Source organism: Lacinutrix sp. 5H-3-7-4, from assembly GCF_000211855.2.
GTDB lineage: Bacteria > Bacteroidota > Bacteroidia > Flavobacteriales > Flavobacteriaceae > Lacinutrix.
In genome coordinates this window covers 3,074,965-3,090,013 of the sequence record NC_015638.1, presented here as the reverse complement: position 1 = coordinate 3,090,013, position 15,049 = coordinate 3,074,965, and the positions used below count along the sequence as shown (strand labels likewise).

The 15,049-nt window shown below is 30.0% G+C and carries 17 protein-coding genes; 8 read left to right on the top strand and 9 right to left on the bottom strand.

Features of this window, described 5'->3' with window-relative positions; all coding sequences use genetic code 11:
* Positions 1 to 23 precede the first annotated feature (23 nt).
* The 8 genes from LACAL_RS13940 to LACAL_RS13905 form a co-directional block, all read right to left on the bottom strand.
* Entirely contained in the window at positions 24 to 1,103 is a 1,080-nt protein-coding gene (locus LACAL_RS13940) for an L-dopachrome tautomerase-related protein (RefSeq protein ID WP_013871402.1), read from the bottom strand.
* A 12-nt stretch (positions 1,104 to 1,115) separates the two neighbouring features.
* Positions 1,116 to 1,523, bottom strand: coding sequence for a hypothetical protein (locus tag LACAL_RS13935; protein WP_013871401.1), 408 nt, complete (start codon positions 1,521 to 1,523; stop codon positions 1,116 to 1,118).
* Between the two features lie 2 nt (positions 1,524 to 1,525).
* Positions 1,526 to 2,170 carry a DsbA family oxidoreductase gene (locus tag LACAL_RS13930; protein ID WP_013871400.1) on the bottom strand — a complete coding sequence of 215 codons (645 nt, stop codon included), beginning with the start codon at positions 2,168 to 2,170 and terminating at the stop codon, positions 1,526 to 1,528.
* Between the two features lie 23 nt (positions 2,171 to 2,193).
* On the bottom strand, positions 2,194 to 2,865 hold the full coding sequence (locus LACAL_RS13925; RefSeq protein ID WP_013871399.1) for a hypothetical protein: 672 nt from the start codon (positions 2,863 to 2,865) through the stop codon (positions 2,194 to 2,196).
* An 18-nt stretch (positions 2,866 to 2,883) separates the two neighbouring features.
* On the bottom strand, positions 2,884 to 3,198 hold the full coding sequence (locus tag LACAL_RS13920; protein WP_013871398.1) for an EthD family reductase: 315 nt from the start codon (positions 3,196 to 3,198) through the stop codon (positions 2,884 to 2,886).
* 63 nt (positions 3,199 to 3,261) lie between these two features.
* Entirely contained in the window at positions 3,262 to 3,954 is a 693-nt protein-coding gene (locus LACAL_RS13915; RefSeq protein ID WP_013871397.1) for an SDR family oxidoreductase, read from the bottom strand.
* A gap of 93 nt (positions 3,955 to 4,047) precedes the next feature.
* Positions 4,048 to 4,599: a carboxymuconolactone decarboxylase family protein gene (locus LACAL_RS13910; protein ID WP_013871396.1), complete on the bottom strand. Its 552-nt coding sequence runs from the start codon at positions 4,597 to 4,599 to the stop codon at positions 4,048 to 4,050.
* Positions 4,600 to 4,673: 74 nt separating this feature from the next.
* Positions 4,674 to 5,237 (bottom strand): TetR/AcrR family transcriptional regulator, encoded by a 564-nt coding sequence (locus tag LACAL_RS13905; RefSeq protein WP_013871395.1) that lies wholly within the window; start codon positions 5,235 to 5,237, stop codon positions 4,674 to 4,676.
* 173 nt (positions 5,238 to 5,410) lie between these two features.
* Between LACAL_RS13905 and LACAL_RS13900 the strand changes: the two genes are divergently transcribed.
* The 7 genes from LACAL_RS13900 (at position 5,411) to LACAL_RS13870 (ending at position 13,343) form a co-directional block, all read left to right on the top strand.
* Positions 5,411 to 6,793, top strand: coding sequence for a sodium:alanine symporter family protein (locus tag LACAL_RS13900; RefSeq protein ID WP_013871394.1), 1,383 nt, complete (start codon positions 5,411 to 5,413; stop codon positions 6,791 to 6,793).
* Positions 6,794 to 6,860: 67 nt separating this feature from the next.
* Entirely contained in the window at positions 6,861 to 8,768 is a 1,908-nt protein-coding gene (gene acs, locus LACAL_RS13895; RefSeq protein WP_013871393.1) for an acetate--CoA ligase, read from the top strand.
* Between the two features lie 57 nt (positions 8,769 to 8,825).
* Positions 8,826 to 10,535 carry a serine hydrolase gene (locus LACAL_RS15115; RefSeq protein WP_013871392.1) on the top strand — a complete coding sequence of 570 codons (1,710 nt, stop codon included), beginning with the start codon at positions 8,826 to 8,828 and terminating at the stop codon, positions 10,533 to 10,535.
* Between the two features lie 89 nt (positions 10,536 to 10,624).
* Positions 10,625 to 11,209, top strand: coding sequence for a Crp/Fnr family transcriptional regulator (locus LACAL_RS13885; RefSeq protein WP_013871391.1), 585 nt, complete (start codon positions 10,625 to 10,627; stop codon positions 11,207 to 11,209).
* 96 nt (positions 11,210 to 11,305) lie between these two features.
* Positions 11,306 to 11,866 carry a YceI family protein gene (locus LACAL_RS13880; RefSeq protein WP_013871390.1) on the top strand — a complete coding sequence of 187 codons (561 nt, stop codon included), beginning with the start codon at positions 11,306 to 11,308 and terminating at the stop codon, positions 11,864 to 11,866.
* Positions 11,867 to 11,975: 109 nt separating this feature from the next.
* Positions 11,976 to 12,548 carry a Crp/Fnr family transcriptional regulator gene (locus LACAL_RS13875; RefSeq protein ID WP_013871389.1) on the top strand — a complete coding sequence of 191 codons (573 nt, stop codon included), beginning with the start codon at positions 11,976 to 11,978 and terminating at the stop codon, positions 12,546 to 12,548.
* 60 nt (positions 12,549 to 12,608) lie between these two features.
* The gene (locus tag LACAL_RS13870; RefSeq protein WP_013871388.1) at positions 12,609 to 13,343 is read left to right on the top strand and encodes an acyl-CoA desaturase; all 735 of its coding nucleotides are present in this window, start codon (positions 12,609 to 12,611) and stop codon (positions 13,341 to 13,343) included.
* Here LACAL_RS13870 and LACAL_RS13865 read toward each other — a convergent pair.
* Positions 13,336 to 14,643 carry a patatin-like phospholipase family protein gene (locus LACAL_RS13865; RefSeq protein ID WP_013871387.1) on the bottom strand — a complete coding sequence of 436 codons (1,308 nt, stop codon included), beginning with the start codon at positions 14,641 to 14,643 and terminating at the stop codon, positions 13,336 to 13,338. The genes LACAL_RS13870 and LACAL_RS13865 overlap by 8 nt on opposite strands.
* A 206-nt stretch (positions 14,644 to 14,849) precedes the next feature.
* On the opposite strand from LACAL_RS13865, the gene LACAL_RS13860 reads away from it, so the two are divergent.
* A complete protein-coding gene (locus LACAL_RS13860; protein ID WP_013871386.1) occupies positions 14,850 to 15,035 on the top strand; it encodes a CsbD family protein in 186 nt (61 codons plus the stop codon).
* The last annotated feature ends 14 nt before the right edge of the window (positions 15,036 to 15,049 follow it).

The following is a 15,049-nucleotide window of genomic DNA, read 5'->3' as shown; positions in this document are numbered from 1 at the left end:
AAAATTTTACTTAAAATTTATAATTATTTTTTTGCTAAAGCAATTTTGTTAACGGTAAACTCCATCTTAGAAATATCTTCACCAGCTTCATTAATTCTAGCATTGGTAAAGTATAAATAGCCATTATAAATGCTAAATGTATCTGGCCATTTTATAACATCACCTTCAACTAAAGTATGTATGCTACCATCTGGTTTACGGTACATAATTTTACTGTTTTCTAAATCACCAAAATATAGGTTGCCGTTTTCATCCATTATCATACCGTCTGGTGCAGCTGTTTTAGTTTCAAATGTTACTGCATTTTCAATGGTTTCAGTGTTATTTTGAGTTAAAGCTTCAGTAGATATACTATGTAAATTATAACCTGTAAGTGCGTGATAATATAATTTATCATTTTTAGTGTCTAAAGCAATTCCATCGGAGTGTATTTGCTTTTCAAATTTGTTAGTTCCAAAGGTTAAAAACTCAGCATCAGCTTCAGTTGAAGGATGATTATCTAAAACACGTGTAAATTTTTCAGATTTTAAATCTAAAATTACTAATCCGGAATTTCCAGAATCTGTAAAGTAAATTTTGTTATTCTTTTTATCTAAACGTAAATCATTTATATATGAATTTGGATGATAAGCTTCTTCATTTAAAATGTAAGTATGCTCTAAATTTTTAGTGTTTATATTAAATGCAAAAATTCTTGGAGCATCTACAACCTCTTGAAACAATGCGCTTCTAGTATCTAAAATGTAAATTAAATCATTATATACAACTACAGATTGTACACCAACAAATTTATTGGTTTCTACTTGATCTCCAATTTCCCATGAGTTCCATGTTTTATTAGGAAATGGTAAACTCGTGTCGTTTTTTACTTCCACTACAGCATTATTAACACCTTTTCTCCATCTTGGAAAATTCACAAAAATGCGTCCGTCGTTACTAACAGAAATACCGGTAACTTGTTGACCTTTAAACGCCGTTATTTGGGTAACTTTTGGCGTTTTGGTTTGCTCTGTTACAGGAATAGATTCTGTTTTGCTTTGTGTTTTGTCTTTGCAAGACATAAAAAGCACAGATAGAACAAAAATACAGTAAAACGTTTTCATAATTTACGATTTTTATTTTTTATATAAATAGAGGTTTAAAGATACCAATACTATATAAGATATAGGCATTACGGGCGGTTTAAATTCTAATGGTAATACATCGGCAGGAATATCTGGGTGCAAGTGCGTGTACACAGCAACTACCATCATTATAATAATGGTTAAATTGCCTAAGTAGAATATTTTTTCTCTTAGGTTTTTACTAATACTATTACCTTTAAATGCTAAAAATAACATGGCTAAACCAACACCAATTTCGCTAAATTTTACAACATATTGCATAACATCTGGTAACGGAAAACCAATACCTGTAAGATGTTTGTAAATAAATGTTTTAAAAGGTTCTCTAAATTTTGCTAAACCCGGAACAAACATGATGAAACCTAGGATTCCTGTGATAATTCTAACTGATTTACTCATGATTATTCTGCTAATAATTCTGAAAGTACTTGTTTAAAAGTATCTACAGGTTGTGCACCAGTTACTGCACTTTTACGATTAAAAACTATAGTTGGTACCGAGTTTACACCCATATTTTTCCAGAAGTCTTGCTTGTTTCTAACCTCTATTCGTGCGTCATCACTATCTAACTTTGCTAAAGCTTCTTCTGCATTTAAGCCAACTTCTAAAAGAGCTTCTTTTAAAACCTCTCTTTTAGATACATCTTTTCTATCGCTAAAAAAAGCCTTAGTTAAGGTCATTTTTAACTCGGTTTGTTTGCCAAAATCTTTTGCATATTCTAATAAAATATGTGCATCAAAAGTATTTGCCATTCTCATGTCGTCATAATAATCAAATTTAAAACCTAGTGCTTCACCAGCATCTGTCATGTGCTTTTGCGATGCTCTTTGTTGCTCTAAAGTAGAACCATACTTTTCGGCTATATGTTCAATAACATTTTGACCTTCTGCAGGCATGTTTGGGTTTAACTCAAAAGGTTGCCATTCTATCTCAATTTTATCTTCAATACCTAATTCTTGTATTGCTTTTTCTAAACGTTTGTAACCAATGGTACACCAAGGACACACAACATCTGATACGATATCTATTTTTAATTTATCTGCCATAATATTTTTTAATTCTGTTATATTTATTTACTAATTACAGTGTTTTTTAAAAAATTAGTTTCATTCGTTTTGTCTTCTGTAATTTTATTTTTTGATACTAGATTTAAAACCATAGAATTTACAACTCTACTTTTAGTTAAATCTTTCTTTAAAATTTTTGCTTTATGAAAAACACCTAAAGTTTCTAAACTAGATTTAGGATTGCTATTGTTTAATATTACAATAGCATAATTACCTTTGTTATTAGAATTTATTTTAGAAGTAAAAGGTACCAATAATTTATCTTCTCCCTTAAAAATAGGAGAGAACATTTTATAATAATCCTTGGGAGAATTGAATGCTTTATTAGCATAAGTATGATAGTCTGCAATATGCAATTCACTATCAACAGTACTAGGTTCGTAGCCTAACATTAATATTGATTGATCTCCTGCATTATCCACATGAAAAGGAGTGTTTACTTGCTGGTCAAACCTAACTAACCAGTGATAACTTAATTTTTTGTTGAATTTTGAAAGACTAAGTGAGGATAACTCCTTTTTTAAATCTACCATTATAGACCTAAATTGAAAAGGAGTTAATTGTTTTTTGTTGAAAATAAGATGTATAAAACCTGGCGCAGAAGTAGTTGTTCTAAAAACGTTTTTAAAACTCTCTTTAGCTATTTGTTTTATATTTTCATCTTTAATTTTCATTGAAGAAATATATTAAGTTTAAAATGTAACAAGTTCGCTAATTTGAAGTTTACCATCTACATTACTATAATTTTTTACATCTGCAGCAAATGTGTTTTGGTGTGGCCCAAAAGCATCTTGAAAAGCTTGTAAGCTTTCAAATTTTAAATGAGCAATAGCTACGTATGGAGCAGGTTCTCCAGGAGCTCTAGTGGCTAAACCTAAATCTAGTTCTAAACCTTTTAAAGCAGAACCAACTGCATTTGTTACCATTGGTAAATGTGTGTTTTTGTAATACTCTACATCAAACTGTACATCTTTACTGTTTGGATACATTACTGAAACTTTTATCATATTTTTAATTTTATTGTATTTGTTTTTTAGGAATCTCCTAAAACTACATTTTGCGAAAATTCTTTATAAGCATCTTCTATTTTTTTTTGCCATTTTATCTGGAAATAAATGGAAATCGTTAGACTGTAATGCACTAACAATACCTTCTGAAACTGTTTCTTTTGTTGAAGTTTCTTCAAAACCAGCTTTTTCTGCCATATCTGTATCTATAGGTCCAGGATGTACACTAAGTACACGAATTCCTTTTTCTTGAAAATCTGCTCTTAAACCTTGTGTTAAAGAATATGACGCTGCTTTTGATGCAGAATAGGTAGATAGTTTAGGGAAATTTTTAATTGAAGCAACAGAGTTTAATTGTACCAAGGCACCTTTATTATTTTCTAAGATATTAGAAAATGAATTTGCAATACGTAATAGACCTAAAGTATTAACATTAAACTGAAATTGTAAATCGTCTTCAACGCCATTACTAATAGTTGATTGAGGAGAACCTACACCAGCATTATTTACAACAATTTCTACATCTGTAGCATGTTTAGCTAAATTTTCTATAGATTCAGTTTTAGAAACATCTGCTTTTAAAGTAGCTACTTTATCACCATATTTTTCTTCTAATGCTTTTGTTGAGTCTGTATCACGTACAGCTAAATATACTTTTTTAGCACCATGTTTTAAAAAAGTTTCGACTATAGATTTACCAATTCCTCTATTAGCACCGGTTACTAATGCAATTTTATTTTCTACTGAAATACTCATAGTTTTATTTTTTAAGGTTGATAATTTAATGATTAATAAACCTTCCGAATAACACGGAAGGCTTATAGCTACTAATTAATAAGGGATTCTTAATTATTTTTTTGACCAAGCAAACTTCTCAAAAGCAGCATCTACAGGTGTATTTGCAATGTGATTTGTATAGTTACTTATTGTTTTTTGAGATAAACCTAAAATGATATCTAAAATGTGTTTCTCTTCGTAACCGGCTGCATAAAAGGCATCTAAATCTGCTTGAGATACATTACCTCGATTTCTTACAATAGACAACGTTATTGTACGTAATGCTTCTAATTTTTCACTTTCTAAAGGTGTTTCATTACGTAAAGCTTCGGTAATATTTTCATCTACTTTCATCATATTTGCAATACCAGTATGTGCAGGTACACAGTAATGGCAAGCATGTTCTACGTTAATGGCTTGCCAAACTACAGTTAATTCCTCTTCATTAAATGAAGACTGTGTAAATAATTCATGTAGTTTTTGGTAAGCTTCTAAAATTTGTGGTGAAGCCGCTAAAACACCATGTAAACCAGGAATCATACCATAAGCTTTTTGTGAGTTTTCTAATAAAGATTTACTTCCTTCTGGTGCAGTTTCAATGTTGTGAATTTTTAAACTTGTCATAATTTTTCTTTTTATTTATTGTTATGTTAATATTTTCTAAACACTCGTTTAGTTATTGTTAAAAAAAAATGATTTTAGATAGCGTCAAAAATCATTTCTATATAATCTTCAATTTCTTGTCTTGTATTTACTCTAGATGCAGCAGCTAACCCATGTTTTGCTAATAATAAATAATTAGCCTGCTTTAATATTGTAGCTTCATCTTTACTAGAATCAATTTTTAATTTTGCAATTATAATTTCTTTTAAATTATTCATGAAATTATTCATTTGATTCTTAATTATCTCGTCTTCATTATTAGAAAACTCATTATAGGTATTAGTTACAAAACATCCATTTCTATTGCCACTTTTTAAGTTTGAATTAATAGATTCATAAAAAAAATCTTTAATATCCTCAACGCCTTTGTTTCCTTTTTTTAGTTTATTTAGAGTAATATTAACTCTAGACTTATAAAGTTTTAAACTTTCTAAAAACAAACCATGTTTGTTACCAAAACTAGAATATATAGAAAACTTATTAATGCCCATTTCTTTTTCAAGCATTAACATAGAAGTTGTTTCATATCCTTTTTTCCAAAAAAGATTCATTGCTTTTTCTACAACTTCAGCTTCGTTATATTGTTTTTTTCTAGCCATTTATTATTTCCGCGAAAGCGATAATATTTAATTACTCAACAAAACTAACTAATTGTTTAGAAATAAAAAAGGGATTAACAAATATTTGGGTTTTTAGACCGTAAATGCATTAAAATAATGCTAAGTAATGTATAGATTATAGCTATATTTAAGGTTTTAAAATATAAATGTAGATGTACAAGATTATTAATGATTTTATTGCGGAGTTTGCTTCATTTGTTTGGGGTTTACCATTATTGGTTTTATTAATTGGTGGTGGATTGTATTTACTTATTTTATCTAAATTTTTACCATTTAGATATTTAGGTCACGCTATACAAGTGCTTCGTGGTAAATATGATAATAAAGAAGATGAAGGAGAAATCACCCATTTTCAAGCATTAACCACTGCTTTATCGTCTACTATTGGTATGGGAAATATAGCTGGAGTAGCAGTTGCTATTTCAATTGGTGGTCCAGGTGCTGTTTTCTGGATGTGGATTAGTGCCATTGTTGGTATGTCTACAAAGTTTTTTACCTCAAGTTTAGCTATAATGTACAGAGGTAAAGATAGCGCGGGAAAAACTCAAGGCGGACCAATGTATTTTATTATGGAAGGTTTAGGTAAGCATTGGAAACCCTTAGCCGTTTTATTTAGTTTTTGTGGTTTAATAGGTGCTTTACCTGTTTTTAACGTTAATCAATTAACACAGGCAATTAATGATATTGTTTTAAAACCTAATGGATTTACCGTAGATTTTAGTTCTAATCTAATTATTGGTTTAGTATTAGTAACCATTACATCTATTGTTATTTTAGGTGGTTTAAACCGAATAAGTAAAGTAGCATCTAAGTTAGTACCAAGTATGGTTTTATTATATTTTGTACTTATTCTAATTGTTTTATTTGTTAATGCTGAAGTTGTACCACATTATTTTAAACTTATTTTTACTGATGCTTTTGCTGCAGAAAATTATAAAGGTGATGCCTTTTTAGGTGGTTTATTGGGTGGACTAATTGTTTTAGGAATTCGTCGTGGTGCATTCTCTAACGAAGCAGGTATTGGTACTGCGCCTTTAGCACATGGTGCAGCAAAAACTAACGAACCTATTCGCGAAGGATTAGTAGCTATGTTAGGTCCTGCAATAGACACTTTAATTGTGTGTACACTTACAGCTTTAGCAATTTTAGTAACAGGTGTTTGGCAAACTACTGAAGCTAATGGTGTTAGTTTAACAGCTAATGCATTTGGTGCTGCAATGCCAACGTTTGGTAAATATTTACTATTGTTATGTATTGTGGTATTTAGTGTGTCTTCATTATTTTCTTATGCTTATTATGGCGGTAAATGTTTGTCTTTTTTAATAGGAGATAAGTACAAACATTATTACAACTACTTCTATATATTAAGTATTATTTTAGGAGCTACAACATCGTTGGCATTAATGATAAATCTTATTGATGGTGTTTTTGCTTTAATGGCAATACCAACAATGACAGCGACATTAATATTAGCACCAAGAGTTATAAAAGAAGCAAAAGCGTATTTTAAAAGAATGAAAGCAGTAAAATTTTAAACTGATAGATTATTTACTATTTTTAAGAGCCGTTAGTAAGATATCGTATTACTAAAATTTTAAAAACATGAGTAATTACCACATAAAACACTTAGAAGAATACTACCAGGTATATCGAAAATCAGTTAGAGAACCAGAACATTTTTGGGAAGAAATAGCCGAAGAGCATTTTCTATGGCGAAAAAAATGGGATAATGTTTTAAGTTGGGACTTTACTAAACCAGAGGTAAAATGGTTTGAAGGTGCAAAGTTAAATATTACCGAAAACTGTATAGACAGACACCTTGCAACAAGAGGAGATAAAACAGCCATAATATTTGAACCTAATAACCCTAAAGAAGCGGCGGTACACATATCTTATAAAGCGCTTTACCATCGTGTAAATAAATTTGCAAATGTTTTAAAAAGTCAAGGTGTAAAAAAAGGTGATCGTGTGTGTATTTATTTACCAATGATACCAGAATTAGCAGTTTCAGTTTTAGCTTGTGCAAGAATAGGAGCAATACACTCTGTGGTTTTTGCAGGTTTTTCAGCTTCAGCATTAGCAACACGAATAAATGATAGTGATTGTAAGCTTGTAATTACAAGTGATGGTTCTTATCGTGGCGCAAAAACTATAGATTTAAAAGGGATTGTGGACGATGCTTTAAATGAATGTGAAAATGTTTCTACAGTATTAGTTGCAAAACGCATCAACTCTAACGTAAAAATGAAAGCTGGTCGTGACCAATGGTTACAACCGCTTTTAGACGAAGCTTCAAACCAATTAAAAGCAGAAGTAATGGATGCAGAAGATCCATTATTTATTTTATATACTTCAGGTTCTACAGGAACACCAAAAGGTATGGTACATACTACTGCAGGTTATATGGTATATGCTGCTTATACTTTTAAAAATGTATTTCAATACCGTGAAAAAGATGTGTATTGGTGTACGGCAGATATAGGATGGATTACTGGACACAGTTATATTATTTATGGCCCATTATGTAATGGCGCTACTACTATAATGTTTGAAGGTGTACCAAGTTATCCAGATTTTGGTCGTTTTTGGGAGATTATAGAAAAGCATAAAGTGAATCAGTTTTATACAGCACCAACTGCTATTCGTGCATTAGCAAAAGAAGGTGTAGAACATTTAGAAAAACACGATTTATCTTCAATAAAAGTATTAGGTACAGTTGGAGAACCTATTAATGAAGAAGCTTGGCATTGGTATGATGATAATGTTGGTAAACGTAAATCTCCAATTGTAGACACGTGGTGGCAAACCGAAACTGGAGGCATCATGATTACGCCAATAGCTTATGCAACACCAACAAAACCAACTTATGCAACATTACCATTTATTGGTATTCAACCAGCATTAATGGATGAGCACGGTAAAGAAATAAAAGGCAATCAAGTTGATGGTCGTTTATGTATAAAATATCCTTGGCCAAGTATGGCAAGAACCATTTGGGGAAACCACCAGCGCTATAAGGATACTTATTTTTCGGCTTATAAAAACAAATACTTTACAGGCGATGGTGCATTACGTGACGAAGTTGGATATTATAGAATTACTGGTAGAGTAGATGATGTAATAATTGTATCTGGTCACAATTTAGGTACAGCACCAATTGAAGATGCCATAAATGAGCATCCAGCTGTTGCCGAAAGTGCAATAGTAGGTTTTCCACATGATATTAAAGGAAATGCATTGTACGGTTATGTAACTTTAAAAGAAACTGGAGAAAGTAGAGATCAAAATAATTTACGTAAAGAAATTAACCAGTTAATTACAGATCAAATTGGACCTATTGCTAAATTAGATAAAATTCAATTTACTAATGGATTACCAAAAACCCGAAGCGGAAAAATTATGCGTCGTATTTTGCGTAAAATAGCTAGTAATGAATCAAATAATTTAGGAGATATTAGTACCTTATTAAACCCAGAATGTGTTCAAGAAATTATAGATAATGTGTTGTAATGTAACATTTTAAATAAACCTGCGTCTAAATTGTATTGTTAGTTTAAATATAAAGTCATGAGAAAAATAGTATTACTTGTTAGTTTTTTTATATTAAGTTTTGTTGGTTTTTCTCAGCAAGACAATATACCAAAAGAGGTAAAAGAATATATTCAATCTAGGATTGATAATCAAATTAATGCTAGTATTGTCGTTGGCTTTATTAATGGCGATAATGTAACATATTATAGTTTTGGAAAAACAGCAATAGAAAATGGAAAAGAAGTAGACGAAAATACAGTTTTCGAAATTGGTTCTATTTCTAAAACCTTCACCACAACACTTTTAGCTTTAAAAGTGAATAGTGGAGAAATAAATTTAAACGATCCTGTTTCAAAATATTTACCTAAAACAGTAAACATTCCAACAAGAAACGAACAAGAGATTACTTTAAAGCATTTGGCAACACATACATCTGCATTGCCAAGAATGCCAAGTAATTTTTCACCTTCAGATCCTTTAAACCCATTTGCAGATTATACTAAAGAGCAGTTATATAGTTTTTTATCTAACCACACTTTAACTAGGGATATTGGTTCACTTTACGAATATTCCAATCTAGGAATGGGTTTGCTTGGGCATGTTTTAGAATTACAAAGCGGAAAATCTTACGAGGAGTTAGTGATAGAACATATAGCAAATCCTTTACAAATGAATGACACCAGATTAGCATTTACACCAGCAATGAAAAACAGATTAGCTAAAGGTCATTCTGGACTAACTGAAACATCAAACTGGGATATTACTACTCTTGGTGGAGCAGGAGGAATTCGTTCTACAGCTAGCGATATGGTTAAATATTTACAAGCAAATTTAGATAGTGATATTATAGATTCAAAATTACATAATGCAATGGCTTTGGCTCATCAATCTTCATTTAAAAGTGAGGAGCAAAAAACCGAAATGGCATTAGCATGGCATATCGAGAATGGCAAATTTTTAATGCATAATGGTGCTACTGGTGGTTATAGTGCAATGTCTGCAATAGACAAAGGCAATAAAAAAGGCGTTGTAGTTTTAACCAATACAAACGAAAATGTAGATGCTATTGCAATTAAATTAATGGTGCCATCATACCCATTAAAACCTATAAAACCATCAATAGCTAAACTTATAATTAAAGAAATAGAAACTAACGGTATTGAAAGAGCTTTAGCTTTATATAGGTCTACAAAATCATCAAATCCAAACGCATATAATTTTGATGAAAACCAACTAAATACATTAGGCTATCAACTTATAGAACAAAATAAAAATGATATTGCTTTAGAAATTTTTAAATTAAATGTGGCAGAATTTCCTGAAGCTTCAAATCCTTACGACTCTTTAGCAGAGTTATATTTAAAAATGGGAGAACAAGATTTGGCAATTCAAAATTATAAAAAATCTTTAGAGCTAAATCCTGCAAATACTAATGCAAAAGATGTTTTAAAAAGCTTAAATGTTACTATAGAAGACGTAACCGTAAGTAAAGAGATGTTGCAAAGTTATACAGGTAAATACCAATTGGCACCAACCTTTTTTATAACAGTAACCACAAATAATGGACGTCTTTTTTTACAAGCAACAGGTCAGCCTAAATTTGAAATTTTCCCATCAAACTATAATAAATTTTATTTAAAAGTTGTTGAAGCACGTGTAGAGTTTAATACTAATAATAAAGGAAAAGTAGATAGTATGACGCTATATCAAAATGGGCAAATTATGCCAGGAAAAAGAGTTGAATAACTTATTACACATATTTAAACGCAAAAATATATTAAAGCCATTTCTTAAAATGGCTTTTTTTATATTTGTTAAGTAACTAAATTTTAAAAATGAATGTAGAGCCACTTTTGGTTTATATTAGTGAATATGTAACCTTAACAGAAGATGAAAAAACTTTTTTAAAAAGTCATTTAACTTCAAGGAAATATTTAAAAGGACAGTATATTTTACAGCAAGGAGATGTAAGTAAAACCGAATGTTTTATAATTTCTGGTTGTACAAAAATGTTTTTTGTTGATGATGATGGACAGGAGCATATTATTAATTTTTCAATAAAAAACTGGTGGACATCAGATCTTGGTAGTTTTATTTCTCAAACACCTTCAAACTTTAATGTGCAATGTCTTGAAGATACAGAAATCATTCAATTTCATTTTAATACAATTGAAATGTTATTTGAAAAAATTCCAAAGTTAGAACGGGTTTTTCGAAAAATAATTGAAAAAGCACTTGTAGCTTCACAAAATAGAATTGTTAGAAATTTTAGTATGTCTGCTAAAGAAAGATACTTAGTTTTTAAGCAAAGTTATCCAGAAATAGAACAACGTATTCCACAATATATGGTAGCTTCTTATTTGGGTATAACTAAAGAGTTTTTAAGTAAAATTAAAAGTCAAATTACTTTAGAAAATTAAATGTTAATCTAGTTTAACTTTATTTAATAAACCAGTTTATTTTTTGTGTTTTGTTGTTGTTAGATCTTTGCTGTATTAATATTAAAATTTAAAAAAATGAAGAAAATTTTAACAGCAATACTAATATTTGCAGCATTTACAACAACAATTATGGCACAAAACAAAACAATTAATACAGCAGACAGTAAGGTTGTATGGAAAGGTTATAAAGTAGCAGGATCTCATGAAGGTACAATTAATTTAAAATCGGGTAGTCTAGATTTTAAAGATGAGGTTTTAACTGGAGGAATATTTGTTATGGATATGAGCACTATTAGTACTACAGATTTAAAAGGTGATTATAAAAATCAATTAGATGGGCACTTAAAGTCTGACGACTTTTTTGGTGTAAATAATTATAAAACAGCAAAACTTGTTTTTAATAATGTTAAGGTAACAGGAAAGAACTCTTATAGTGTTACAGGAGATTTAACTATTAAAGATAAAACAAATCCCGTAACAGTAATAATATCTGTTTATGGAAGTAAAGCAACAGCAACGTTAAAAGTAGACAGAACAAAATTTGACGTAAAGTATGGTTCTGCAAGCTTTTTCGATGGTTTAAAGGATAAAGCTATATACGACGAATTTGATTTAGTAGCAGATTTACAATTTTAATTTATATTAATTAAGTTTTTAAAAGCGTCCTTGAAAAGGGACGTTTTTTTATATAAAAAATTGAAAGGATAGAGTAAAAAATAACGTTATTTGTATGGAATAATTTACAATGAAAAACATTAGAGAGTATATAGAAAAAACGGTAGCAATTTCAGATGAAGATTGGCAACTATTTTCATCAAAGTTAAAGAATAGAGTCTTTAAGAAAAAAAGTACTATTCTAGATGTTGGCGAGACAGAAAACTATATATCTTTTATAGAAAGTGGTATTGCAAGATTTTTAATTCCTAAAGAAGATAAAGATAAAGACATCACTTTTGGTTTCTGTTTTAAAAATGAATTTGTAAGTGCTTACGATTCTTTTTTAACCCAAAAACCTTCATTATATAAGTTACAAGCATTGTCTGATATTTCTATGTGGAGTATTTCGTATAACGATTTGCAAGAGGTTTACGAGAAGAGTTTTGCAGGAAATGTTATTGGTCGCCTATCTTCAGAGCGTTTATTTCTTATAAAATCTAAACGAGAACAATCCCTTTTAAATCACACAGCAGAAGAGCGTTACCTTAAATTATTTACAGAACGACCTAACTTAATTAAAGAAATACCTTTAAAGTATGTCGCTTCGTATATTGGCGTTACAGCGCAAGCTTTAAGTAGAATTAGAAAACGTATTTCTTAACTTAGGTTCATTTTAATTAGCCTTAAGTATATAGAACTTTGCAAAATTAAAGCAAAGGCTATGACTATTTTAATATTTATAATTATTCTGTGGTATACAGGTTTATTTTTTCAAACATTTTTTCTACACCGTTACGCAGCACATCAAACCTTTACAATGTCTAAAATTACAGAGCGTGTTTGCTTTGTATTAACATGGGTTTTCCAAGGAAGTAACTATTTAAGTGCTTATGGTTATGGTGTAATGCATAGAATGCATCACGCTTATGCAGATACAGAAAACGATCCACATTCACCAAAATACGATCCTAATTTGTTTTCTATGATGTGGCGAACAAAAAATATTTATCAAGACATAAATAAAAAACGTATTGCGGTTGCAAATAAATTTACCAAAAACGTACCACAATGGAAACGTTTTGACCAATTTGCAAGCTCACGAGCATCACGCTTAACATGGGCTGCGTTATATATTACTTTTTTTGCACTATTTGCTACGGCATGGTGGCAATGGTTATTATTGCCAGTAGCATTTTTTATGGCACCAATTCATGGTGTTATAATTAATTGGTTTGCACATATTTATGGTTATACAAATTTTAAAGTAAAAGATACTTCTAAAAACCTATTACCGTTCGATTTTTTAATGATGGGAGAAAGTTACCATAATAATCACCACACACATAGTGGTCGTGCTAATTTTGGAGTAAAATGGCACGAAATAGATTTTACATACTGTATAATGGTAGTTTTAGATAAGCTTAAAATTATAAAGCTTAAAAAAGCTGCTATTTAAATAAACTAACACAATACAATTTTACTTGTATTTCGGTTAAAACAGATGCATGTTTTACAAGAGCATCAATTTGGTTATCTTTTAAAGGTATTAAGTTGGTGCTTACTTTTCTTGCTATCTCTAGTGCCTCGGTAGTATTAATATCTTTTATAATTGAGTTATAATCTATACTCAATTTTAATTTCTGTTTAATTAGTTTCCAGTTTTTACTAGTAATATCATCTTCAGTAATATTGTGGTGGTTTAAAACGTGAGGCATAATTGTGCCTTCTTTAACGCCATCAATAAACTTTTTTATAGAATCTTCAATATTCCAACCAAGCGATTGATAAGCAATTTCGCGCTTGCCAGTTTTATGGTTTTCATATAAATATTGAACCATTTGCAGGTTTTTAATTCTATTCATAAAAACATCACTCGTTCTTATAAGTAAAGTAAGTGTGTTTTTATAAGTGTTTTTAAAAGGCATTATGTTACCAGCATCGCTAATAATTACAGTATTACAACCATAAGCACTTTTTGTTTGAGTAAGTTTATGTGCACCTTGATTATCGTAAACGCCACCATCTACTAATCGAGGTTTTACACGATTAAAATCTTCGGGATTACTAAAAAACTGCTTGTCTATTTTTACAGGTGTAAAAACAAATGGTACAGCGGTAGAAGCCGCGACAGCACGAGCTATTGGAAATTTTTTTGCTTTAAAATGAATAGGTTTAGTTTTATCCTCATCATCTGGATAATTATAAACCGAATCGCCCATATAGGCATTAGAAAAAGTAAATAAACGACCAGTTTCTAAATTTGTAGCATTTATTCCAAACCGTATATTTGAAGATAAAGCAGACAAGGTTTTTCCTTTAAAAAAAATACGATTGTACATGCGCTCGTTTAATTTACTAATAGGTAACAACTGAAACTGAAATAAAAGCATCATAACTACTACAAAAATTAATAAGCTTAATGCATACCAGTTATGGTTTGTGTAAAGCAAATAGAATACAGCAACGATACTTGCAAAAAAGGTAAAAAGCGTAAGTAAAATACGCCATGATGTTAATACACCTTTTATAACACTTTGTTTTACTCCATTTCTAATAACACGTTCAAAAGTCTCAAAATCGTGCTCGTATAGACCATAAGTAGCTCCAGTAATAGAGCCTCCAGAATTAGTAGAAATAACATCAACTTTATTTAAAAGGTTTAATTCTTTTAACTTTTTAAAAGTTCCTAAATGATATATAGTAGCCCGATAACCACCACCAGAAAGGCTTAATCCTATTTTTTGTTTGTTTATCATATATGTTTATGCATGTGTAAATGCATTATTGAAATTGAATAAATTATGAGTAAGCGATGTAACTGTGTATAAAAATACTATTCTATTTGTAAATTAATCTTTAAGAAAGAATGAAATTTTAAATGAGATAAGATTTAATGCAAATGAATTAAGTAAAGACTGGTTAAAGTATTAATTTTAATGTAAACAATAAAAAAAACAGACTTATGAACGAAGAACAATTTAAAGGAAAGTGGAAACAGATAAAAGGTGATTTTAAACAAAAATATGGTAAAGTCACAGATGATGAATACAAAGAAGCCGAAGGAAATTTAGATAAATTGGCTGGTAAAATTCAAGAAAAGTATGGTAAAACTAAAGAAGAAGTAAAAGAAGAAATTAATAACTGGTAAAATTGTATTGTTTA